General features: G+C 42.2%; 25 protein-coding genes, 1 rRNA gene and 1 pseudogene. 9 read left to right on the top strand and 18 right to left on the bottom strand.

Features of this window, described 5'->3' with window-relative positions; genetic code table 11:
- Positions 1-110 (top strand): 5S ribosomal RNA (gene rrf / locus FTU91_RS11005); the annotation flags it as partial.
- Positions 111-217: 107 nt separating this feature from the next.
- On the opposite strand, the gene FTU91_RS11000 is transcribed toward rrf, so the two are convergent.
- The 5 genes from FTU91_RS11000 to rplM form a co-directional block, all read right to left on the bottom strand.
- Positions 218-868 (bottom strand): hypothetical protein, encoded by a 651-nt coding sequence (locus tag FTU91_RS11000; RefSeq protein WP_180082176.1) that lies wholly within the window; start codon positions 866-868, stop codon positions 218-220.
- Between the two features lie 19 nt (positions 869-887).
- Positions 888-1,319 (bottom strand): ClpXP protease specificity-enhancing factor, encoded by a 432-nt coding sequence (locus FTU91_RS10995; protein WP_180082175.1) that lies wholly within the window; start codon positions 1,317-1,319, stop codon positions 888-890.
- A 12-nt stretch (positions 1,320-1,331) separates the two neighbouring features.
- Positions 1,332-1,982, bottom strand: a complete 651-nt coding sequence (locus tag FTU91_RS10990; RefSeq protein ID WP_166170909.1) for a glutathione S-transferase N-terminal domain-containing protein — start codon at positions 1,980-1,982, stop codon at positions 1,332-1,334.
- Positions 1,983-2,314: 332 nt separating this feature from the next.
- The gene (rpsI, locus tag FTU91_RS10985; protein ID WP_068974925.1) at positions 2,315-2,701 is read right to left on the bottom strand and encodes a 30S ribosomal protein S9; all 387 of its coding nucleotides are present in this window, start codon (positions 2,699-2,701) and stop codon (positions 2,315-2,317) included.
- A gap of 12 nt (positions 2,702-2,713) precedes the next feature.
- A complete protein-coding gene (gene rplM / locus FTU91_RS10980) occupies positions 2,714-3,142 on the bottom strand; it encodes a 50S ribosomal protein L13 (RefSeq protein WP_004811299.1) in 429 nt (142 codons plus the stop codon).
- A gap of 770 nt (positions 3,143-3,912) precedes the next feature.
- Here rplM and pdxA point away from each other — a divergent pair.
- The 3 genes from pdxA to FTU91_RS10965 are packed head-to-tail and all read left to right on the top strand — an operon-like array spanning position 3,913 to position 6,585.
- Positions 3,913-4,881 (top strand): 4-hydroxythreonine-4-phosphate dehydrogenase PdxA, encoded by a 969-nt coding sequence (gene pdxA / locus FTU91_RS10975; protein WP_180044101.1) that lies wholly within the window; start codon positions 3,913-3,915, stop codon positions 4,879-4,881.
- 30 nt (positions 4,882-4,911) lie between these two features.
- Positions 4,912-5,724: a 16S rRNA (adenine(1518)-N(6)/adenine(1519)-N(6))-dimethyltransferase RsmA gene (rsmA, locus tag FTU91_RS10970; protein WP_180044099.1), complete on the top strand. Its 813-nt coding sequence runs from the start codon at positions 4,912-4,914 to the stop codon at positions 5,722-5,724.
- The gene (locus tag FTU91_RS10965) at positions 5,725-6,585 is read left to right on the top strand and encodes a symmetrical bis(5'-nucleosyl)-tetraphosphatase (RefSeq protein WP_180082174.1); all 861 of its coding nucleotides are present in this window, start codon (positions 5,725-5,727) and stop codon (positions 6,583-6,585) included.
- A gap of 49 nt (positions 6,586-6,634) precedes the next feature.
- On the opposite strand, the gene FTU91_RS10960 is transcribed toward FTU91_RS10965, so the two are convergent.
- The 7 genes from FTU91_RS10960 to hflX all read right to left on the bottom strand — a co-directional run bounded on the left by FTU91_RS10960 (position 6,635) and on the right by hflX (position 11,580).
- Complete coding sequence (locus FTU91_RS10960) at positions 6,635-7,084, bottom strand: DUF2147 domain-containing protein (protein ID WP_086195717.1); 450 nt, start codon at positions 7,082-7,084, stop codon at positions 6,635-6,637.
- Between the two features lie 158 nt (positions 7,085-7,242).
- Complete coding sequence (locus tag FTU91_RS10955; RefSeq protein ID WP_166170901.1) at positions 7,243-7,692, bottom strand: DUF2147 domain-containing protein; 450 nt, start codon at positions 7,690-7,692, stop codon at positions 7,243-7,245.
- A gap of 312 nt (positions 7,693-8,004) precedes the next feature.
- The gene (locus tag FTU91_RS10950) at positions 8,005-8,451 is read right to left on the bottom strand and encodes a DUF2147 domain-containing protein (protein WP_180082173.1); all 447 of its coding nucleotides are present in this window, start codon (positions 8,449-8,451) and stop codon (positions 8,005-8,007) included.
- Positions 8,452-8,610: 159 nt separating this feature from the next.
- Positions 8,611-9,057, bottom strand: a complete 447-nt coding sequence (locus FTU91_RS10945) for a DUF2147 domain-containing protein (protein WP_086195714.1) — start codon at positions 9,055-9,057, stop codon at positions 8,611-8,613.
- 92 nt (positions 9,058-9,149) lie between these two features.
- Positions 9,150-9,824, bottom strand: a complete 675-nt coding sequence (locus FTU91_RS10940) for an LrgB family protein (RefSeq protein WP_180082172.1) — start codon at positions 9,822-9,824, stop codon at positions 9,150-9,152.
- Between the two features lie 9 nt (positions 9,825-9,833).
- Complete coding sequence (locus FTU91_RS10935; protein ID WP_180044093.1) at positions 9,834-10,205, bottom strand: hypothetical protein; 372 nt, start codon at positions 10,203-10,205, stop codon at positions 9,834-9,836.
- A gap of 43 nt (positions 10,206-10,248) precedes the next feature.
- Entirely contained in the window at positions 10,249-11,580 is a 1,332-nt protein-coding gene (hflX, locus tag FTU91_RS10930) for a ribosome rescue GTPase HflX (protein WP_180044091.1), read from the bottom strand.
- Positions 11,581-11,937: 357 nt separating this feature from the next.
- Here hflX and FTU91_RS10925 point away from each other — a divergent pair, with 357 nt between their 5' ends.
- On the top strand, positions 11,938-12,762 hold the full coding sequence (locus FTU91_RS10925; RefSeq protein ID WP_180044090.1) for a 1-acyl-sn-glycerol-3-phosphate acyltransferase: 825 nt from the start codon (positions 11,938-11,940) through the stop codon (positions 12,760-12,762).
- A gap of 16 nt (positions 12,763-12,778) precedes the next feature.
- Here FTU91_RS10925 and FTU91_RS10920 read toward each other — a convergent pair whose 3' ends face one another.
- The gene (locus FTU91_RS10920) at positions 12,779-14,320 is read right to left on the bottom strand and encodes a phospholipase D family protein (protein ID WP_306669541.1); all 1,542 of its coding nucleotides are present in this window, start codon (positions 14,318-14,320) and stop codon (positions 12,779-12,781) included.
- 204 nt (positions 14,321-14,524) lie between these two features.
- On the opposite strand from FTU91_RS10920, the gene FTU91_RS10915 reads away from it, so the two are divergent.
- Entirely contained in the window at positions 14,525-15,535 is a 1,011-nt protein-coding gene (locus tag FTU91_RS10915) for a metallophosphoesterase (protein WP_180082170.1), read from the top strand.
- An 87-nt stretch (positions 15,536-15,622) separates the two neighbouring features.
- Entirely contained in the window at positions 15,623-15,967 is a 345-nt protein-coding gene (locus FTU91_RS10910; protein WP_180082169.1) for a hypothetical protein, read from the top strand.
- A gap of 53 nt (positions 15,968-16,020) precedes the next feature.
- Here FTU91_RS10910 and FTU91_RS10905 read toward each other — a convergent pair whose 3' ends face one another.
- Entirely contained in the window at positions 16,021-17,337 is a 1,317-nt protein-coding gene (locus tag FTU91_RS10905) for an MFS transporter (RefSeq protein ID WP_086195706.1), read from the bottom strand.
- A gap of 144 nt (positions 17,338-17,481) precedes the next feature.
- Complete coding sequence (locus FTU91_RS10900; RefSeq protein WP_086195705.1) at positions 17,482-18,123, bottom strand: hemolysin III family protein; 642 nt, start codon at positions 18,121-18,123, stop codon at positions 17,482-17,484.
- A 102-nt stretch (positions 18,124-18,225) separates the two neighbouring features.
- Between FTU91_RS10900 and FTU91_RS10895 the strand changes: the two are divergent.
- Both FTU91_RS10895 and FTU91_RS10890 read left to right on the top strand, forming a co-directional pair.
- A pseudogene (locus FTU91_RS10895) lies at positions 18,226-19,448 on the top strand (SAM-dependent methyltransferase).
- A 58-nt stretch (positions 19,449-19,506) separates the two neighbouring features.
- Positions 19,507-19,932: a GNAT family N-acetyltransferase gene (locus tag FTU91_RS10890; RefSeq protein WP_180082168.1), complete on the top strand. Its 426-nt coding sequence runs from the start codon at positions 19,507-19,509 to the stop codon at positions 19,930-19,932.
- Between the two features lie 67 nt (positions 19,933-19,999).
- On the opposite strand, the gene FTU91_RS10885 is transcribed toward FTU91_RS10890, so the two are convergent.
- From FTU91_RS10885 to FTU91_RS10875, 3 genes are all read right to left on the bottom strand, one after another.
- Entirely contained in the window at positions 20,000-20,269 is a 270-nt protein-coding gene (locus FTU91_RS10885) for a DUF4199 domain-containing protein (protein WP_180082167.1), read from the bottom strand.
- Positions 20,270-20,439: 170 nt separating this feature from the next.
- Complete coding sequence (locus tag FTU91_RS10880; RefSeq protein WP_180082166.1) at positions 20,440-22,572, bottom strand: 3-hydroxyacyl-CoA dehydrogenase NAD-binding domain-containing protein; 2,133 nt, start codon at positions 22,570-22,572, stop codon at positions 20,440-20,442.
- A gap of 11 nt (positions 22,573-22,583) precedes the next feature.
- Positions 22,584-23,789, bottom strand: coding sequence for an acetyl-CoA C-acetyltransferase (locus FTU91_RS10875; RefSeq protein ID WP_180082165.1), 1,206 nt, complete (start codon positions 23,787-23,789; stop codon positions 22,584-22,586).
- Positions 23,790-23,945 lie beyond the last annotated feature (156 nt).

Here is a 23,945-nt window from a genome sequence, read left to right as displayed (position 1 = left end):
CGACCATAGCAAGAGTGAACCACCTGATCCCTTCCCGAACTCAGAAGTGAAACCTCTTAGCGCTGATGGTAGTGTGGGATTACCCATGTGAGAGTAAGTCATCGCCAGCTCATTATTCAAAAGCCCCCTCAAACGAGGGGGCTTTTTTTGGTAGGGAAAATATAAGTAATAAAAAAACCAGCATTTGCTGGTTTTAAGATCGGAATTTTTGCAAATTTTAAGCAAAAATATTACATGCTGCAGAGGTCAGTACCCAAAGAATTGCGATTGCAACGACAGGCTCAACAATCTTTGCCCAAGTTGGGGTGCTTACAACTGAAACTTCTTCAACATCATCATGCTGCTGGATATTCTGGTGAACCATTTGACTAAACTCCTTCATTGTTAAGTCTAATGATATCTCTTCTTGCTCAATTGGTTTAGAGCCTTTTAATTCTGTTAGATCATTTGTTGACCAAACCCAATCAGAAGCCTGCCCAGATAAGTGTTCAATCTGTCCTAAAATCAGTTCACGTAAACCTCTGATATTCAGGTTTCCAATGTCATTAAGCTGTTTTAATTCTGCCAGTTGTAATTTTAATATTTCAGTTACTGTTGATTCTAATTCATTTTTAGGCAGGGTGGACTGATTTTTTGAAGATGTTGTAAGGTGTCGCGCAACCTCTTGAATAAACAGATCATCGGGTGAAGAAATCTCCTGATAAACTTTTTTATCGTCAGTTCGCCAAAGTGAAATGAGTTTACCTAATACCAGTGTATTAATTTCTAACAGATATGTTTTTCGATCTTCTCTAGAATAGTGTTCGAGAAGCTGAGGCTTTTGATTGTTAATCTGCTCAGCAAAATATTGTACTAAATCAAAAGCCATTCACTTGCTCCATATTATTTTAATCTAATAACCGTAGGCTTGGTTTTTTCTTAGGTTGTTCAGTTTCTTCTGATGTTGTGGTTGATTTTAAAGTATCTTCAGTAATTTGGATACCTTCATATTCATTTGGATCAAAGAACAAACCTTGTCCATTCTCGCGTGCATAAATCCCCAATACTGCATTTAAGGGTACATAGATGTCACGTGAAACGCCACCAAAACGCGCAGAGAAGGTGATTGCATCATTGCTCATATGTAGTTTATGCACTGCATGAGGAACGATATTTAAAACGATCTGGCCATCTTGAATGAATTGTTCCGGTACCATGGTGTTGGGCTGAGTCGCATCAACCAATAAATATGGGGTCAGGTTATTGTCACAAATCCATTCATAGATAGCGCGTGCTAAATAAGGTCGGGTAGGGGTGAGATTCAATTCTTGATCAGACATGATTTTGCTCGATTAATTTACTAAAAATTCGCTGTAGCGGTTTTTTTCCTGCATGGTTAAAGATTTGATGAATGCAGGTCGACTAAAAATTCGTTGACAATATAAGTGAATAGGACGGCAATGCTGTTTAGGCAATTCGATACCCATCGCCTTTAACCGTATAAAAATAGGTGCCAGCATACAATCTAAAATTGTAAAATTTTCAGACATAAAATAGGGGAAATGCTGAAATAATGGCGTGAGTGAAATAAGTGTATCTCTAAGTTGCTTTTGAGCTTTCGCTTTCTCTTGTTCATTCAGGGTATCTGGATGTCGCAGCATGATATCTGCCAGTTTTAACCAGTCCTGTTCAAAACGCCAGATATATTGACGTTGCTCTGCTCGTGGCATTGGTGCATCGGCATAGAGTTTGTTCTGACGGTAGCGATCGTCTAGATATTCAGAAATAATGCTGGAATTAAATAATTTTAAATCATTTTCAATCAGCATGGGGAGTTGATTATAGGGATTGAGACTGGCCAGATCCTCATCGTCTTCATCTACAATAATTAGATTATATTTGATTTGCTTCTCTGCAAGTACATAGCGTATCCAGTGGGAGCGAAAATCATCCGCATGACTGTAAAGCGTAATTCCTTGTAGATGTGCATTTTCGATTGACATAATCCGAAACAGTGATAAATGAATGGAATAGGATACTAAAATTCAAGCTAAAAAGCACGAAGCATAAAAGCGCAATTGGGGTTAAGATAGAAAGATGATAAGAAAAAATAACTGGAGGAAAACAAGATGCTGATCAAACTGGCGATAATCTTACTGTTTATTTTGATTGGTCTTGCGAATTATTATCTCACCAAATCTTTCTGGTGCCATGAAGGCGTGTGGGGTAAGGATGTGCATGAACAGTAAGATGAAATATTTATCCGGATTAAAATTTAAGTCCCATAAAAAAACCCTGGATAATCCAGGGTTTTTTGTCCGATTCGGTAAACGAATTAACGTTTAGAGAATTGAGGACGTTTACGAGCTTTACGTAAACCAAGTTTCTTACGTTCAACTTCACGAGCATCACGAGTAACGAAACCAGCTTGACGAAGAGCAGGTTTTAAAGTTTCGTCAGCAGCGATCAATGCACGAGTAATACCGTGACGGATAGCGCCAGCTTGACCACCAATACCACCACCAGCAACAGTGATGTAAAGGTCATATTTTTCAGTAGCTTCTAGAAGCTCTAAAGGTTGACGAACAACCATACGAGCAGTTTCGCGACCGAAGTACTGTTCAAGAGTACGGTTGTTGATTACGAGTTTACCAGTACCAGCTGATAGGAAAACACGTGCAGTTGCGGTCTTACGGCGACCTGTACCATAGTTAGTAGCCATGTGCTGTATCCCTTAGATGTCCAAAACTTGTGGCTGTTGAGCAGTATGTGGATGCTCAGTACCAGCGTACACTTTCATTTTTTTGATCATTGCATAACCAAGAGGACCTTTTGGCAACATGCCTTTTACAGCGCGTTGGAAAATTTCTTCTGGTTTGTGAGCAACTAATTTCTCGAAATTAGTTTCACGAATACCACCAGGGAAACCAGTATGGCGATAATATTTCTTATCAAGTGATTTTTTACCAGTCACTTGAACTTGTTCAGCATTGATCACAACGATGTAATCGCCAGTGTCAACGTGAGGAGTATAAGAAGTTTTATGCTTACCGCGTAAACGACGAGCGATTTCAGTCGCAAGACGACCTAAAGTTTTGCCAGAAGCATCAACAACGTACCAGTCGTGTTGAACTTCAGCTGGCTTAGCGCTGAGAGTTTTCATTAAACCACTACCTATTATAGTTGGTTTGGACGGTGGAATCTGTCCAAACAAAAGGAGACCGAATTCTACCTGAAAGTCAGTAGAACCACAATGAAAATATAAAATTTCAAGCGCTATATTTTAAAAGAACAAGGATGAAAATGGAAGTGTTGGGAAATCTAAAACGGGGGGCGGTAAATGAAGATAAAAATATTGGCTTTTAGTTCTGCAACTGTGAATTTTGCATGTTTTGCTTAAAAGCAATAGATACGATTTTATCGAATTGAGAACCTGTACCATTCAGTATTTTAGATAAGCGATGATGAAAATTTAAAATTTTGTTTTTATTGAAATATTAGACACCTTTCATAAATTTAAATATGTTCAATCTGATTTTTAAAATCAGCACGGCCATCATCTGATGGATTTCATTTTGATGCCTTTGCGTAGGCAATCTCTCTACTTTTGAAAGGTCAAAAGTAGACAAAAACCTTTTGTTCCCCATACACGACTTCCTTGTCGTGATGGGAAACGTGGTGGCATCCATGCCACACTCATGAATCGAATACTTGCTAAAAAAATCAATTTTTTATTTTCGTATTATGAACAACTTATAGTCATTAAAACGACTTATGAAAGAAATCTATTAAAGTAAAAAATATCGATGTATTGCTAATTACCAGTTGTTTTGTTGATTAAACTAGTTGATCTATATGTGGTTTTGCTCAGCTTCAGCTTTCTTGTTTAGCATTCGCGTTATAATGTTGAATATTGAGCTTCTTGGATAAATTATGATTCCTTTATATGTTACGAGTGGTGAACCTGCTGGTATTGGTCCAGATATTTGTTTAAGTTTAGCGGATCGTGTTGATGAACGTCCGATTGTGGTACTAGCCGATATTCATTTATTAAAGCAACGTGCCGAATTATTAAAGAAAGAGATTGAACTAATTGAATATCAAGGACAATTAGAATCTTCAGCTCAAGGGCAGCTTTATGTCGAACATGTGCCCTTAAATACAGAAGTGGTTTTGGGGCAACTGAATGCCCAAAATGCAGCATATGTGCTGGAACAATTACGTCGTTCTGCAGATTACGCCATGACAGGCAAAAGTGTCGGTGTAGCCACCGCGCCCGTACAGAAATCCATTATCAATGAAGCGGGTATCCATTTTAGTGGTCATACTGAGTATTATCAGGAATTTGCGGGTGTCGATCGGGTGGTGATGATGCTGGCCACCAAGACTTTAAGGGTGGCACTGGTGACTACGCATCTGGCTTTACGTGATGTGCCTGATGCGATTACGCCTGAGCGCCTGCATCAGGTGATTGATATCTTAATCCACGATTTAAAAACCAAATTCAGGATTGATCATCCGCATATTTTGGTGTGTGGTTTAAATCCGCATGCTGGGGAAGATGGTTATTTGGGGATGGAAGAAATTGAGGTGATTAATCCTGTGCTGGAAACTTATCGTGCGCAAGGGATCAATATGAGCCTGAGTTTGCCTGCCGATACGCTATTTACCCCGGACAATTTAAAAGATGCCGATGCTGTATTGGCGATGTATCACGATCAGGGCTTACCTGTGTTAAAATCACAGGGTTTTGGTGAAGCCATCAATATTACTTTGGGCTTACCGTTTATCCGAACTTCTGTCGATCATGGCACAGCACTCTCCCTTGCAGGTACAGGTCTGGCAAAAAGCTCGAGCTTGTATGTGGCTGTGGATTTGGCGCTCGAACTTGCGCTTCAGTGATCTTGTCTTTATTACACGTTGGAAATGTTTATGTATCAGATTAATGCCTTAAACCCCAAACACGAAGGGCATCATACGCGTAAGCGTTTTGGGCAAAACTTCTTACATGACCAACGTGTCATTGCGAAAATTGTACGTTCGGTGAACCCGCGTTCGGGCGATAACATTGTTGAAATTGGCCCGGGTCTTGCAGCTTTAACCTCACCTTTAATTGGGGAGTGTGATGCCTTAACTGTGGTTGAGCTTGACCGTGACTTGGCAGCAGGTTTGCCAGGTCGTGTACCGCATCCTGAGCGTTTAACGATTGTTGAAACAGATGCATTGAAATACGACTTCACAGAGTTGTTCCAAGAAGGCCGTCCGCTACGTGTGGTTGGTAACCTGCCATACAACATTTCAACGCCATTGTTATTCCATCTCCTGGAATTTGGTGACAAAGTTAAAGATATGCACTTCATGCTGCAAAAAGAAGTGGTTGACCGTATTACTGCATCACCCAATACCAAAGAATATGGCCGTTTGTCGGTGATGATCCAGTATTACTGCAAACCGACTTTCCTGTTTGAAGTGCCACCGGGATCATTTAATCCACCACCAAAAGTCACTTCTGCCGTCTTTCGTCTGGAGCCTTATGCTGTTAAACCGATTGTGGCCAAGAATGAAAAAGCCTTGGCCCGTCTGGTGTCCCATGTCTTTACCCAGCGTCGTAAAACGCTGCGTAACAGTTTGAAAGGTATGCTGGTTGAAGAGGGATTTGAGAAAGCAGGTGTCGATCCGATGGCGCGCCCCGAGACTTTAACGCTGGCTCAATTTGTAGCATTAGCAGATCAAATGGTGGATTAAATGGCAGCTTCGAATATTCGATACAATTATGTGATTGGTGATATTCAGGGCTGTTTTGAAGCTTTGAAAATATTACTTAAAACGATTCAGTTTGATGCAGATCAAGATTTTCTTTGGTTTGCGGGTGACTTGGTTGCACGTGGTGAAAATTCGATTGGGGCTTTACGCTTTATCAAAAAGCTGGTTGATAAGGGGGTTGCTGCAACGGTTTTAGGTAATCATGACCTTAATTTATTGGCTGTGGCACGTGGGACTAAAGAGATTAATCCCAAAGACAATATTGATGATGTCATTCATGCTTTGGAAAGTGATGATTTGATCGAATGGCTGCGTAAACAGCCTTTATGTTTATTTCCGAATGAACATACGGTTTTGACCCATGCAGGGATCCCGCTGAATTGGACGGCGGAACAAACAGTGGTTTTAGCTAAGGAAGTTGAGGCAGTAATTGGTCATGATGACTTTGACGTGGTCGATGCTTTTTTGGCTAACATGTATGGCAAAGAGCCAAATTGTTGGTCGGATGATTTGCAGGGTCATGCCCGTTTACGTTGCATTACTAACTACTTGACCCGTATGCGTTTAACCAATGCAGAAGGACAAATGGAATTCAGTTTTAAAGATTCTCTGGATGATCCTATGCCTGAAGGCTTTCAGCCATGGTTTGACTTTGAGTCCAAAGCGGCTAAAACCCATCAAATTATCTTTGGACACTGGGCTGGATTACAAGGGAAAACCATTACGCCCCAGATTCAAAATGTGGATGGGGGGTGTGTTTGGGGAAATCAACTGATTGCTTATCGATTAGAAGATCAACAATTGTTTAAAGTCGATAATCCGGTGATGTCATCCTCAAGCTAAGCCATAATAAAAAAGCCACATCATGTGGCTTTTTTATATTTAAACTTGCTTAGTCAAGTCTGATCCAGGTCTGGCTGCGCCCCAAGGTGGAAATACCCATATAGGCTCTTAATGTTAAACGCTTGCCTGTTGCATTCAGTCTGATTTTGGCGTCATAAACTTTACCTGCTAGAGGATCTATAACACGGCCTTTTTCGTAGTTATTGGTTCCAGATACATGTTTTAAGCCCTTCAGAATTTCCATACCTAAAATTGGCTGATTGGTATAGGGTGCTGGGCAATTATTACATGTCTCTCGTGGGGTATAACCTGGGCGAGGAGTAACTTTAATAATTTTCCCGGTAAATGTATTATTGTTTTCTTTATTAATTTTAATAATCGCTTTCGCAGCACCGGTCTTATCATCAATTTGTTGCCATGTTCCAGAAATGTCTTCTGCGAAAACATTTCCACTGAAAAGTGCAGCAGCAAAAGCAGCCAGCAATAGATTCTTTTGCATATAAGACTCTCACTTAATCTTTCATTTTCTAATTAACGGATATATTAGATAGATAAAGTAATTAGTCAATATACTCTAGAGTCAAGCAAACAGTTTTAAGCTGATTTGGATAAAAAGCCACGATATTGTGGCTTTTTAATTAAAAACAGGGATTTGAATTAATCGACCCGTAACCAGGTTTGACTGCGACCCAATGCTGAAATACCGATGTAGCCACGTAAAGTGAGACGTTTTCCGCTCGCATTCAGTCGAACTTTGGCATCATAAATTTTACCTGCTAAAGGATCGATGACCCGGCCTTTTTCATAGTTATTTGTACCTTCTACATGCTTTAATCCGGTGAGTACATCCATACCTAAAATAGGCTGATTGGTATAGGGTGCAGGGCATTTGTTGCATGTTTTTTGCGGTATATAACCTGGACGAGGGGTTACTTTGACGATCTTACCGGTATAAATATCGTTTGTATCTTTACTGATTTCGATAATTGCTTTGGGTGAACCGGTTTTATCATCAATTTGTTGCCAAGTACCTGATAGATCTTGTGCCAATACATTCCCACTAAAAACTACAATGGCAAGAGCAGCAAGTAAGATATTTTTTTTCATATATATTCCTGCGGTTGTGGTGAATAATTTTTTTAATTTAAAAACTATATTTGGATTGTTTATAAAATAGTCAATATAGTGGTTCATGAAAATGAAGAATAATGTGAATTATTTAAAAATCAGTGAATAATAAAGCCAGATAGTACAGCTTTTTGTCATATTTAGTCGTTTCTAATCCAGATTTGAGTTCGACCCAGAGCCATAATTACTACATATCCACATAATATAAAACGTTTAGCATTCGGTGTAATTCATCCTTTCAAGTTATTATTTTTCCTGTTAAAGAGTCTAGTACACGACCATGTGTATCATTTAATCTTGTTTAATCCAGGTTTGACTATGGCCGAGTGCGGATACACCGACATAACCGCGTAGAGTGAGACGTTTACCATTCGGACTTAATTTTGCTTTGCCGCTATAGATTTTACCATTCAGTGGATCAAGAACTTTGGCATTTACAAACTGATTATCACCGATAGATTTTAATCCCGTTAAAACATCTAATCCTAAGATAGGTTTGTCGGTATAAGGTGCTGGACAATTTACACAGGTCTCTTTCGGGGTATAACCTGGACGAGGAGTGACTTTTACAATTTTTGCCGTATAAGTTCCATTGCTTTCTTGGCGCATTTCCAGAATGGCTTTTGATGAGCCTGTTTTATCGTCAATGGTTTTCCATGTTCCGCTAAGATCATTTGCCAATACGTTCCCACTACAAACTAAACTGGCAAAAGCAGCAAATAATAGATTTTTCTTCATATCAATTCCTGTGTGTGGAAAATATTTTTTTAATTTATATAAAGATATAGTTATCGTTTAAAAATTAGTCAAACCACTGCTTCATAAAAATGAAATATAATGTGAATTATTTAAATATCAGTGAAGAAAAAAGCCACATAGTGTGGCTTTTTGTCATATTTAGTCATTTCTAATCCAGGTCTGACTACGGCCTAACGCTGAAACCCCAACATAACCACGCAGGGTTAAGCGTTTACCATTTGGACTTAATTTCGCTTTCATACTGTAGATATGACCAGATAGCGGATCGATAATTTTACCATTCGCATAGTTGGGTCCTTCTATATGTTTTAAACCTTTCAAGACATCCATGCCTAGAATGGGCTGATTGGTATAAGGTGCCGGGCATTTGACGCAAATTTCTTTGGGAGTATAGCCAGGACGCGGAGTGACTTTGACTACTTGTGCGGTATAAGTGCCATTATTTTCCTGGCGAATTTCAAGAATGGCTTTTGATGAACCGGTTTTATCATCAATATTTTTCCACGTTCCTGTAAGGTCTTGAGCTAGGGCAAAACTCGCTAAAGTTGAGCAGATTAATGCAATAGTAAGTTTCATCTTGACCATTTTGAATGTTCCTTCATTCCACTGACAGTACTCCTGATACTAGGAGTATTTTTGACAAGCAACAATCATTATCAATGCAAATGACTGTTTGGTCACATTTTTTGTAAATAAAGTATAAAAGTAGGCAGCCATATGGCAGTAAATACAGCATTCACTGCCATGCCAAATGCAGCATAGCGTCCCGCCACACTGCCTCTTTGCCATGCCTGTGCTGTTCCAATGGCATGCGCAGCCAAACCTAATGCCAGACCCGAAGCGCGTTCATCATTGATATGGCGCAGGATCAAGGGAGAAAAGGCTGCTCCAATTACACCGGATAAAATCACAATAAGAATGACCATACTCATAGGTGCATGTAACAGGGTGGCAATATTAATTGCGATGGGGGTAGTCACGGCGCGTGTAGCAAAAGCCATAATGCTGGAATCGGTCATATGCAGTAAATAGGCAAGTCCCATCGGTAGCGCGACCGCACTGATACTGGCAAACACCAGAATTCCGAGCATGGTTTTCAGCGGCAGATCATCATAACGCATAGCGGCAAGAGGAATGGCCAATGCAACGGTGACATAGCCCAAGAGGCGATTAAAAAGCGGATTGACCTGTGCCATATAAGATTCATAACGAATCCCGAATGACAACAACAGGCCAATAATCAAAAACATGCCAATCACAATGACCGGAATTTGCGGCAGGCGTTTATTGATCGGTTTTGCGACCAGATAGGCGATCAGGGTGATAAAAAAACCGGAGAGTACTGTAAACATATAATTTCCCTATAACCAGCGCTTGGACATTTTTGCATAGACCCACAAAGGAATCAGGGTGCTGACAAACATCACCAGTAGAAAAGCCGGCATTTCTTTGCCCATTTGAGTCAGCATAATCAAGGACCCTGCGCTAATTGGCAAAAAGGCAAAGGCACTTTCTTTCATGATCTTGTTATTGGTATCGACCAAGCGACTGGGTAATTTCTTGAAACTTCTCCAAATAAATAAAGTTACCAATAGGCTGATCAAGCCCACCAGATTACCCAGTTCAGGATGATGAAATTGTGTGGTTACCCATACGGCTCCTTCACGGAAGCAGATGATTAATGCCACGGTGCCAATCCAGGCTGGCCAGTCCGTTGTTTTTATCCAGTCCATTTTTACCAACAATTATAATTACACTTGTCACGTTTTAACCGATTTATCTTTTTATTTCAAATTCCTCAAGCGGCCGTTTAAATTGTGCAGCTTTGTGCCCCAGAATTTCATCTATAGGCAAATGAGCCTGTTTAATCAGCTGTTCCAGCTTTTGCGGTGCCATAATCACATGCAAATGCAGATTACCGACATCATCATAATTTTCAGATTGAATGACATTCAATGCATAGAGTTGGGTGCGCAATTTGCCATAGGCAGGCTTTAACATCAGCTCAAAGCTTTGAATTTGGCCCATCAAACATTCTTGTACCGCTTGACGTAGCAGGTCTAAACCCTGGCCTGAGTGTGCGGATACATATACCCGATCGGGCATATGCGGTTTGGCATAAACAATCTTGGCATCTTCACCGCTGACATCAATTTTGTTATAGACGCGCAGTACCGGGACATTGGCACCAATTTCCTTGAGTACCGATTCTACCGCTTCAATCTGTTCCAGCATATCCGGGCTGCTGGAATCAATCACATGCAGCAGTAAGGTGGCTTCCAGCGTTTCTTCCAACGTTGCCTTAAAGGACTCGACCAAGGAATGCGAGAGATTACGCACGAAACCTACGGTATCTGCCAGCACCAAACGTCCAATACCATCCCATTCCAGGCGGCGCAGTGTAGGGTCTAATGTTGCAAACAGCTGATCTGCCGCGTAAACATCGCTGTTGGCCAAAATATTAAACAGGGTGGATTTACCGGCATTGGTATAACCGACTAAAGAGACAGTCGGAACAGCAGCCTTTTGCCGTGCAACACGACCTTGCATGCGGGTCTGGCGGACTTTATCCAGTTTGGTTTTGAGTTGCCCCATGCGGATACGCAGTAGACGGCGGTCTGTTTCCAGCAAGGTTTCACCCGGGCCACGCAAGCCAATCCCGCCTTTTTGACTGTCAAGATTACTGCGGCTGCGCACTAAGCGCGAGGAGAGGTGCTGTAACTGTGCCAGTTCGACTTGCAATTTACCTTCATAGGTCCGGGCACGTTGCGCAAAAATATCCAAAATCAGTTCGGTACGGTCCACCACACGGCAGAGCATGATTTTTTCTAAATTACGGGCTTGAGCGGGTGTCAGTGAATGATCGAAAATGACCAGATTAGCTTCAAGGTCCTGTACAAGAGAAGCGATTTCTTCTGCCTTGCCAGAGCCGATAAACAGTTTGGGATCGGGTTTAATACGTTGAGCGTTAATATGGTCTAAAATTTCAGCACCGGCAGATTCTGCCAGTAAACGAAATTCTTCTGCATCAAGGTCATCTAATAGCTGTACCGATACACTCACTAAGATTGTTCGTTCACCACCCTGATGTTGCTCAAAATATTCCACTAAAGATGATCTCTACTGCGTTAAAATTTTATTTTAGTTGAAAATGAACAGGCAAAGGGAAAAATAGCAAAAACTTAACAAAGCATCGTAACAAGATATTCAGTCCAGGGCGTGTTTTTATGAGCAGGAACCTCTAGAAGGCAGTGATGAAAAGCAGAAAATCACAGAGATGTATCTGAGCCTTGTTTTTAATTTTCAGCACATGATTCAAGCTCTTTATTGGTGATAAAAATAAATGATTTACTGGTTTTATTGGTTGATTTAGGTTTTTATGATCAATGCAAGTTCAAAATGAACAGTATAGAATGACAGCAAATAAATGATTAAACGCTGCAGCTAATAATTAGTGATCCATCTATGACCCAATCCTCCGTAACTGAAAGTTCATCGTTAAATGGCTTGTCTAAATTTTTCTTATATAGCAAAAAGTTATTGGCTGGTTTAGCGGCAATTATTCAAGGATTTTATCTGGTTTTTCGTCATCGCTTATATAAAGATCCGAACAATCCATGTAATACGCGTTATGTACAGCATTTCTGCCGCGAATTATGCAAGGTATTTAACCTTGAGATTCAAGTGCATGGAGTAATTCCACGTGAGCCGGCACTGTGGGTGAGTAACCATGTTTCGTGGCTGGATATTGCAGTGTTGGGTTCAAGTGCCCGGGTATTCTTTTTGGCCAAAGCTGAAATTGAAAAATGGCCTTTATTTGGCAAACTGGCCAAGGGCGGTGGCACATTATTTATTAAACGTGGTTCGGGTGATTCAATTAAAATTAAAGAGCAAATTACCACATTTTTAAAACGTGATATTCCGGTATTATTTTTTCCAGAAGCCACTACTTCTGATGGCAGCAAAATTAAAAAAATCTATGGCCGTATTTTAGGTGCCGCCATTGACGCAAATCGTCCGGTGCAAATTTGTCTGATTTGTTATGTGAATCAAGAGGGAGAGCTGGATACGGTGGCACCATTCATCGGTGATATTAGTTTTGCGGACCATGTTAAAAACGTTTTGGAAATGCCAAAGGTGATGGTTCATCTCATGGCTTTACCGGCAATTGCCGTGGAAGGACATGATGTTGAAAGTTTAACGGAAGCCGTACATACCCAGATGATTGCCGGTTTAGCACAGTTACAGCAGAAAGCACTGAAAAAGCCGCCTGAGTCTTTGCATGACTAGTGAATACCATTGCAGCTTACATAAAACCTTCAACCGGTAACCATGAAATTATTTTAACCCCGGCTTTTTGCCACCATTTCATCTTGGGTTCTTTTTGGTAAGTTTTAATGCTGCCATCATGACCTTTAATTTGCCAGTTGATTTTATTGTTGGCATCTAACACCAGTTTGTAGGCATATTTAGACAGGTTTTGATCCATGGTGGAGTGGACCGCTTTGGCCAGGTTCGGGCTGTCCAGCAATACTCCAATTTCGGTATTCAAATAGGCGGAACGTGGGTCAAGATTAAAAGAGCCAATAAACACCTGTTTTTCATCAATAGCCATCAGTTTGGCATGCAGGCTGGAACGGCTTAAACCTTTGATGCTGACTTTGGCTTTTTCTGCAATTTCCTGGGTATGGGCATTCAGGTTTTCGCTTTCCGGAACAGACAGAAACTCGTAAAGCTGGACATTATTCTGAAGTAAATCCTTGCGATATTTGCCATAGAAAGCATGAACCAAAGCCACGTCATTGGCTTTAAAGGAATTGGTCAGTACCCGGACGTTAATATTGTTTTGCGCCAGATCACTCAGCATTTTCTCGCCTTTTTTTTCCGGGACAAAATAGGCTGAAATAATATCGACGCTGTGTTCGGGTTTTTCTAAACGGTTAATCAGCTGAAAATTCAGATGTTGTTCTTTTTTGGCTTTTGCCCGGATTTTACTGGGTGAATCACTGACGACTTCTGCCTTGACCCAGTCAAATTGAATACTGTTATTCAGCCAGTTTTCAAAAGCATGCGATCGGGTGGCTAAATCGAGATAATTCTGTACGGTAATGTTTTGGGAGTGTTCCTCAAGCTGTTTTTTCAGGCTGTCAAAACGCAAGGAATAATGTCGGGGATTGACAATTTGCTTGACCGGAAAAGCATAATCATCATTCCAGTATTCATCGAAGGAATGAATAATTTCATCCGATGCAGCGCCGACCAGCATCACGTCGACATCGGAAAACTGATAATTGTCACTAACGTTATAATACTGGTTACTCATATTGCGACCGCCAATTAATGCAATCTGGTTGTCTGCAATAAAGCTTTTGTTATGCATGCGGCGGTTAATCCGTTTTAAGTCCAGTACCATGTCCATGGCACGATAATGTCTAAAACGGTAAGGATTATACAGACGCACATCAATATTCTGATGCTGGTCGAGGGCAAGATAAATGCCTTCCATCTTTTTGGCATTGTTGTCATCCATTAATAAACGGACCTTTACCCCTCGGTCAGCTGCCTGAATGATGGAGTGCAGGGCCAGCGCGCCAATTTTATCGTTGTCCCAAATGTAGTATTGTAAATCTAAAGTTTTTTCTGCTTTATCAATTAAATGGATACGTGCTGCCAATGCCTCAAGCGGGTCGTACAGCACATGATAACCGGTCAGGTTTGGGTTTTGTTCCCTCAAGGGCACAATGATTTTAGCCAGTGAAGTCTGTTCGGTTTTGGTATCAAATGAATATTCAACAGGCTGTGGTATTTGTTTGGGAAGGGTGGAACATGCCGGAATTCCGAGCAGCAGACTACAACTTAATAATACGGTGGTTTTATAGCTAGCTGCGCTAGGGGATTGACCACTGTTTAAGTGTGTGAGCTGATGAGAAGATCGCGTCATAGGGTGTAATCAATACCAAAAATTGGTTTGAGTATAATTGTGAGCTGTGAAAAGATAAATATCAGAATAGATGAATGATGTAATATCATCGTAATGATTAGAGACGATAATATGTGGGATTCGCACGCAGTTGCTTTTTATTTTTATATTTGTTTCGCTCTGCTTGCGGTGTGGGGTATCGCACAGGCTTGGTTAAGCCAGACACGGACAGAAACTATTCATCCCTTTAAGGCCTTTGTACATTTATTGGCCTTTTATTTATCTTATTTACTTTTCCCTTTATTTTTCTTTAGCCTGTTTGCTGGTTGGAGTGGTTATTACTCGATTCACCAAGCGGTGTTTATTTTCTTGCTGAGCTGCGTGCTGATTTATGCCCGTTTTATCGAACCTCAGCATGTCATGGTTAAAACTTTGCAATATCAGCTCCATCCGGAGCAAAATCTGCAAAGCCCCGTCAAAATTGCCTTGATTGCCGATTTGCATATTGGTCTGTTTTCCGGGCATGAACGCCAATTGAAAATTATTGTCGATAAAATTAATCGGCAGAATCCTGATCTGGTGGTGGTGGCAGGGGACTGGACCTATGAACCTGAAAACAAGCTGGCCGATGAACTGGCCATTTTGCAAGACATCAATGCACCGGTGTATTCGGTGAATGGCAATCATGATGAGCAGTACCCGGGACCACCGATTCAAAACCTGTTGCGGCATGCACTTAAAGTCAATAATGTGATTGATATTGAAGGACAGATGATTGAATTTGATGAGTTCAGATTGCTTGGCGTGGGCGATTTATGGGCTGGAAAAACCGATATGCGCTACATGCCGGATTTGCCGCAAGACAAACCCTGGGTGATTTTGTCACATAACCCGGATACGGTGGATATGGTGCCGCAATTGCCGACCCGTCCTCTTATGCTGTCGGGGCATACCCATGGTGGGCAGGTGGAACTGCCTTGGCTGACCAACTACATCATGAAAAAAGTCTCCATCTTGGGACATAAAAAGGGTTTGTACCAGCATGAAAATGCCGATGTCTTTGTGACGGTAGGTACAGGAATGGTCGGTGTGCCCTTTCGTTTTCGCGTACCGCCGACCATTGATATTATTGAATTGGTTTAAATCTTGAAGATCGGTTCTAGGAACAATTTTTGACATACCGTACAACAAGATTGTTTTATAACAATGAGAACAAAATAGGAGAAGAGCATGTCTTTTTTAGAAGAGGTTGGTCAGTTTTTTGCTTTAACAGAACCTCAATCGGCACAGCTTGAAGCCGGTTTAATTGCCTTAGAAACGTATTTTCAGCAAGCAGAGGCGGATGTAGTGAACACGCAAGAATTTGCGCGCACATTTTATCAAAAGTTTCAGCAACTGATCACGGCCTTTGGGATTGATGAAAATAATGTGGAAGCTTTGCTGGATCATTTATATGGCACAGAGCGATATCGCCAGCTGGTGACTTACATTGTGCCGAGTTATTACAATGCCGGTGGCGATCGAGCGGTGTTTGAAGAGCTATATCAAGAAATGCTCAGTGATGAACAGATCTGAGAAACATAAAAAAACCAGCCTGATCACGCTGGTTTTTTTATGTCTAGATGACATTAAACCTGGTTGTTTACATCATCATGTTTGGTTTCACGAATGGCCAGGAAGGCAAGCAGTGAAAGGATAGAAGCTGCAGTTAAATAATAACCTACAGCATATAAACCATAAGTCGTTGCAAGCTTGGTTGCAATTAAAGGTGCAAAAGATGCGCCAAAAATACCAGCGAGGTTAAAGGTTAATGCTGAACCGGTATAACGTACTGAAGTCGGAAAAATTTCAGACAGTACCGTACCAATCGGGCCATAGGTTAAGCCCATGATCGCCAGACCAATACATAAGAATAGGAAAACGACAACAGTGCTGCCAGATTCAAGCATGCTTGAGAACACCAGGCCAAACAATGCTGAAACAATACATACGCCAATTGAAGTGGCTTTGCGACCAAATTTTTCCGCAAAAACGGCAGAAAGTGGAATGAATGCCGCAAAGCATAAAGTGGCAACCAGTTGCAGTTGCAGAAATTCGGAACGTGTGTAACCGAGTTTGGTGGTTCCCCAGTTTAAGGCGAACACTGTGGTTAAGTAGAACACCACAAAGGTACAGATGGCAGCGATAGTACCCAGAATCAGCATGCCCCAGTGTTTGGTCAACACTTCTTTAAATGGAATATTTACTTCTTTCTGTTTATCCAATACTTTTTGGAAGGCAGGCGTTTCATGCAGTTTCAGGCGAATCCATAAACCCACAATCACCAGTAAAGCACTTGAAATAAACGGAATACGCCAGCCCCATTGCATAAATTCCTGTTCCGACATGAATGCACCAAGGGTGATGAAAGAACCTGTCGCCAGGATAAAGCCGATTGGGGCTCCAAGTTGCGGGAACATACCGTACCAGGCACGTTTACCTTCAGGCGCATTTTCAGTGGCCAGAAGAACAGCACCACTCCATTCACCTCCCAAGCCCAGTCCTTGACCTAAACGGCAAAGCGCAAGCAATAAGGGTGCAGCAAGACCCACTTGAGCATAAGTGGGCAGTAAGCCAATACAGACGGTCGAAATACCCATCGTCAGTAAGGCTGCGACCAGAGTTGCCTTACGGCCAATCCGGTCACCCAAATGTCCAAACAGGGCAGCACCAATCGGACGCGCAATAAAGGCAATCGCAAAGGTGGCCAAAGACTGAATGGTTGCTGTGGTTGGGTCTGTACTTGCCGGAAAGAACAGATGGGGAAAAATAATCACTGCCGCTGTTGCATAAATATAAAAATCGAAGAACTCGATTGTTGTACCGACAAGGCTTGCAGTAAGAACGCGGAATTTTGAATTGGTTGCGACTTCTGCTGAAGCAGCAATAGAATCTGATGACGCCATGGATGACCTTACACTTACTAAAAATAAAAAAAGCTTAGTTTTAAAAGCGTAATCTTTTTAAAAAAGGCGTAATTTCTTAAAAAAACAACGAAGAATCTTCTCTACTCAACTCGCTCAGGGTCACTGAAATGAAGAATGAGAGGATTAAATCACGTAAAGATAGATAGACAGAAAATGTGATCCTGCACCGATCAATACAAAAATATGCCAGATAGCGTGGGTGTATCTTACCTTTTTTAACGCATAAAACAATGCACCCACAGTGTATGCAAGTCCACCAACGATCAAATAGGTTAACGCCTCGGCACTTAAATAGCGTTGCATGTCATCCATGACCAGTAAGGCCAGCCATCCCATGACCAAATAGGCGATGAGTGAAATTTTCTGGAAACGATGAATGAAAACCAATTTGAATAGTGTGCCAATCAGCGCAATCAGCCAAAGGGCAATTAATAAATAATGCGCTTTAGCCGTAGGCAGGGCGATGGACAGGAACGGGGTATAGGTTCCTGCAATCAGATAATAAATGGCAGTATGGTCCAGTTTTTTGTACCAGCCACGCCGTTGTGGTGATTCGGCAAAATGATACAGGCTGGAAGCAGAAAAAAGTAAAATCATACTGAGTGCGTACACACACAAGCTGACAAATTGCCCAAGCGGTAAATCACTGCCTTTGATCAGCATAAAAATACTGGCAATAAGCGCTAATAATGCGCCAAGTGCATGACTGATCGCATTAATTTTTTCTTCATGTGGATCATAAGCCTGCAGTTGAGAAGTCGTCATTATTTATTTTCTATAATTAAAAATACACTTGTATAGTAATGCAATTTTACCTTTAAAGTAAGAAGTTTTAAACTGATGACCTAATTTATTCGAGTGATATGTATGTCTCAAGCGGCTTCTCCTTTTATTCAGGAACAAAAATTCTTAGATGCTTTTCAGCAAGCCATTGAAACACATAGTTTTGATCGAATGATTATTAGCCAGTATAAAGGTGAGCTGGAACATCTGGAGAAAATGATCTTAAGAGTCATTTCACTGCAAAACCAGCCTGTGCTCAGTTGTCTGTATCGTTATAAGACGCAGGATGTCACTAAAAATTACCCTTTGGCTGAAGCCGTGCCCTTGGTGCAGTCATTGTTGGCGAAATCGAAGCAGGCCAATCTGTTTACCGCGAGTGAAGAACTGCAACTGAAAAAAACAAGAAGAAAGCCATGCTGAGCAGCAGTAAAAAGGCGATTACGATAGTGAATCCTGCAGAGACCCAGCAAGACCATGACCGTACCAAGCATCGCTATGTCGATCAAGACAGCTATTTTCTACAGCCGCTGGGCATTACCGACCATAAAGCACAGATTATTCCGAGCATGGCACGTAAATGGAAACAGATTAATAAATTTGTCGAAATTTTCTCGGGTGCTCTGGATCAGATTAACCAACATGATCATGCACTGCGTGTGGTTGATTTTGGTTCAGGCAAAGGTTATCTGACTTTTGCTTTATATGACTATCTGGCCAAACATGGGCAGATGCCTTTTGTTACAGGTGTAGAGCTCAATCCGAAAATGGTGGAGTTTTGTCAGGATGTTGCGCAGCGTTCAGCCTTTCAGCAACTGGATTTTTTTCAGGGCGATGTTCGTACCTATCAGCCTGAACATCTCGATGTCATGATTGCGCTGCATGCCTGCGATGTGGCAACCGATTTTGCCATTCATACCGGGATTCGCTTAAATGCGCAAATGATCATGTGTGCGCCGTGTTGTCATAAAGAATTGCGTCCACAGCTGAAAAGCCCTGAAGTGCTGAAACCGATGCTGCAATTTGGCATTCATGCCGGACAGCAGGCCGAAATGCTGACCGATACCATTCGTGCCTTGCTGCTCAGAGCCTATGGCTATGAAACCAAAGTGTTTGAATTTGTGGCGTTGGAACACACCAGTAAAAACAAGATGATTCTGGCCACCAAACGTAAAGATTATAGTGAACCGGATCAGCAGGTTTTGGCGCAGATTCAGGCCTTAAAACAGATGTATGGCATTCAAAAACATTCGCTGGAGTTGTTGCTGAATGATCAGTGGGATCAGCAGGATATAGGCTGTAAGTGTTAATCGAAGAATGAATAAAGCAGTTTTAAAGATGTTTTTATTTTTAGGAAGATGATGGTTGATGCCCCCATTTATGATACGCACAGGCAGTTGGAATGAATTGCAAAACGATGCAAAACTGATTCGTGAGCAGGTCTTTATTCAGGAACAAAACATTGCTGCTGCCGATGAATGGGATACACAAGATGCCATTTCTCGGCACTTTGTGGTGTTTGATCAAGCTCAGCCCGTTGCAACAGCGCGCCTGCTGCAAAATAATAGCATTGGCCGGGTTGCGGTTTTAAAGGCTTATCGTAGACAGGGCATTGGCAAGCTGTTGATGCTGGAGATTATTCAGCAGGCTAAACATGAGCAGCGCAAATTTTTGAAACTCTCTTCTCAAGTACATGCCGTGCAGTTTTATGCAGGACTGGGCTTTACTGTGGAAGGAGAGCAATATCCGGATTGCGGCATTGCGCATATTGATATGTATTTAAAATTGCAGTAATTCAATAGCCATTAAAGTAGGTGTAAAAAAGCGGGATACCTCATCCCGCTTTTTTTATTTTCTATAATCAGTGACTATGGGCAGCAGAGGCATCGTGCTCTGCCATATTGGCATGTTCTTGTTCTGTCATATTCATCTCAGCCGCAGTAGGTTCGGAAGCTGAAGATTGCTGCTGGTGTGCAGTATGCGTCTGATTGCGCTTTTGACTTGGCATATAGTCTGGTTCGTTGCTCACGGCAAGATAAAAGATGCCCATAAATAAGGCACCTAAAATACACACAATAATGACGGCTTTCCAACCCCAAGATGATTTTTCAGGAGAAGAGTTATTTGTCATAAGAGGACTACCCACTGGATAAATAAAAAATTTAGAACTTATGTAACTTTATAACATAAAAGCCCTGTAAAAGCAGATGAGATTCTGTGGTTTAAAAAAGCATCATGCTCGAGTAAAAGAAGAGAAGCGTCTCGCTTCTCTTCTTTTACAATATTTTTGCACAATAAGATTTAAATTTTTTCGCCTTGGGCAATCTTGTCTTTGAGCAATTGCGGTGCTTTAAAACGTTCACCATATTTAGCTTCAAGGGTATTGGCACGAAGCAGCGCTTTTTCCAGACCGTATTGATTTAAAAATTGCAAAGCACCTCCAGTCCACGGGGCAAAACCAATTCCGAAAATCGAGCCGACATTGCCATCAACCGTAGATTCCAGTACACCTTCTTCCAGGCAGCGTAAAGTATCCAGAGATTGCACAAACAGAAAACGGTCAATCATTTCCTGTTCAGAAATATCCGTATCTTTCAGCCATTTTTTCAGGCCCTCCCAAAGCTGCTTTTTAGCACCTTCCGGATAGTCATAGAAGCCTGCACCGGCAGCCTTACCTTTACGGTTAAACTCGTGAATCATGGTCTGAATCACATCGTCGGCGCCTGAGCGAGGTAGCTCTTTACCTTCAACCTGTAATGCTTTTCGCGCTTCATTGGCGACATACTCTGAAAGGGTAAGCGAGACCTCATCCTGAATGGCCAATGGACCCACAGGCATCCCGGCTTTCAGCGCAGCCATTTCAATACGGGCTGGATGCACCCCTTCAGCCAATAAACGCAGACCTTCCTGAACAAAGGTGCCAAACACGCGACTGGTAAAGAAACCGCGGCTGTCATTGACCACAATCGGGGTTTTGCCAATTTGCTGCACAAAATCATAGGCCTTGGCCAAGGTTTCACTGGATGTATTTTGACCTTTGATGATTTCAACCAGCTGCATTTTATCGACCGGACTAAAGAAATGCAGACCAATAAAATTCGCCGCATTTTTAGAAGCCTGTGCCAAAGCGGTAATTGGCAAGGTCGAGGTGTTGGATGCCATCACGCCACCATCGACCAGATAGGGTTCAGCTTCTTGCGTGACTTTGGCTTTCAGCTCGGGATTTTCAAATACCGCTTCAATGATCAGGTCGCAACCTTGCAAGTCCGCAGCATCCACCGTTGTCTTAATAATGGCTAAAATTTGCTCTCTTTTCTCTGCGCTTAAATGACCCTGTGAGACTTTCTTGTCTAAAAGCTTTTGGCTATAGGCTTTGCCTTTTTCTGCAGCCTCTATAGATATATCTTTTAGAACCACCTGAATGCCTTTCGATGCCGTGGCATAGGCAATGCCTGCACCCATCATGCCGGCACCTAAAATGCCAACTTTAGACGCTTTCCATTTGGCGATGTCTTTTGGACGGCTGGCACCGGATTTAATTGCATTCAAACCATGCCAGAAAGTGCCGATCATGTTTTTGGAAATCTGACCGGTGGCGAGGTAAGTAAAGTAACGTGATTCAATGGTCAGCGCAGTATCGACATCAACCTGAGCACCTTCTACCGCTGCCGCCATAATGGCTTCAGGCGCTGGGTAGCAGCCTTTGGTTTTGTCACGCAGCATGGTAGGCGCAATCGCCAGCATTTGTGCCACAGCAGGAGAAGATGGCGTACCACCTGGAATTTTATAGCCTTTCACATCGAAAAGTTGTGCAGACTGCGGATGGGCTTTGACCCAGACGATGGCTTTGTCTAAAAGCTCCTGTTCAGAATCGGCTGTGTCGTGAATCAGCCCTAAAGATTTGGCTTTTTCTACACCAAATTGCTTGCCTTCCATGAGCAAAGGAAATGCATTTTGCAGACCTAGTAGACGGACTATGCGCACAATGCCGCCACCACCTGGCAATAAACCAAGCGTCACTTCAGGCAGGCCGAATTTAGCTTTGGCATCATTCAGGGCAATACGATGATGACAGCACAATGCAAGTTCCCAACCGCCACCCAGTGCTGTGCCATTTAAAGCTGCAACGACAGGAATACCGCGGGTTTCGATATAACGCAGCTGGGCTTTCATCTCTTCAATCATATTGAAGAATTCGGTGGCATGTTCAGGGGTAGCCTGAATCAGCTCATCCAGATCACCGCCGGCAAAGAAGGTCTTTTTCGCGGAACGGAAAATAATCCCTGCGATATGGTCATCGGCTTTTAGCTTTTTTACAGTTGCTGTTAAGGCATCGCGGAAATCTGCATTCATGGTATTGGCAGACTGGTTGGGAGAATCTAAGGTTAATATGACGATATTGTCGGCATTTTTTTCAAATTGAATTGCGCTCATTTTTCTTCTCCTTATACCAATTCAATAATGGTTGCGATGCCCATACCGCCACCGACACATAGTGTTGCCAAACCACGTTTCTTGCCTTGGCGTTCCAGCTCATCCAGTAGGGTGCCCAAAATCATGGCACCGGTTGCACCCAGTGGATGTCCCAGAGCAATTGCACCGCCGTTGACATTGACTTTGGCCGGATCAACATTGAGTTCATTAATGAAACGCATCACCACGGCAGCAAAGGCTTCATTCACTTCGAACAGGTCTATATCATCAATCGTTAAACCGGCTTTTTCCAAGGCTTTACGTGCGGCTGGAGCAGGGCCGGTCAACATGATGGTGGGATCAGTACCAACCAGTGCTGTAGCTAATACTTTGGCACGTGGTTTTAAGCCTTGTTCTCGTACTGCCTTTTCAGAAGCCACCAAAACCACCGCTGCACCATCGACGATGCCTGATGAATTACCTGCGTGATGTACATGGTTCACAGCACCTACTTCTGGATATTTTTGCAGGGCAATAGCATCAAAACCCATTTGACCCGTCATGGCGAAGCTTGGATTCAGTTTGCCCAAGCTTTCTGCTGTGGTAGTCGGTTTGATGAATTCGTCTTTATCCAAAATCACCACACAGGCTTTATCTTTTACCGGCACAACTGATTTGTCGAAATAGCCATTGGCTTGTGCGGCAGCGGCCTTCTTTTGTGACTGCTCTGCAAAAGTATCTACATCGGCACGGCTGTATCCATCAATGGTAGCAATCAGGTCGGCACCAATGCCTTGCGGAATAAAGTCACAGGCCATATTGGTTTCAGGGTCCAGTGCCCAAGGGCCGCCATCTGAACCCATTGGTACGCGCGACATAGATTCAACGCCACCAGCAACCACTATATCTTCCCAGCCTGAACGGATTTTCATGGCCGCCATATTCACGGCTTCAAGTCCAGATGCACAGAAACGGTTGATTTGCACACCCGCTACATCATTATCCCAACCTGCAGCAATGGCGGCCGTTTTGGCAATATCAGCACCCTGGTCGCCAATCGGCGTGACACAGCCCAGGACAATATCATCAACCTTTGAAGTATCGAGTTGATGACGGTCTTTTAATTCATTCAGCAATGTGGTGAGTAGGGTGATCGGTTTCACTTCATACAGTGAACCATCCTTTTTTCCTTTTCCGCGTGGTGTGCGAATGGCATCAATGATATAAGCCTCGCTCATGGCATTTCCCTTTTATGATTTTAAAATTTTTCTTTGTACACGACAAAAAAAGATAACTCATTGAAATAATGGCATAATACTTGTTTTCTGACGACGAATATGATGACACATTTCAATGAGTTACATCTCATCTTAAACAAATATCTAAAGTGGAAC

It is taken from the genome of Acinetobacter sp. YH12201 (assembly GCF_013418145.1).
Lineage (GTDB): Bacteria > Pseudomonadota > Gammaproteobacteria > Pseudomonadales > Moraxellaceae > Acinetobacter.
This window is presented reverse-complemented; position numbering and strand designations above follow the sequence as displayed.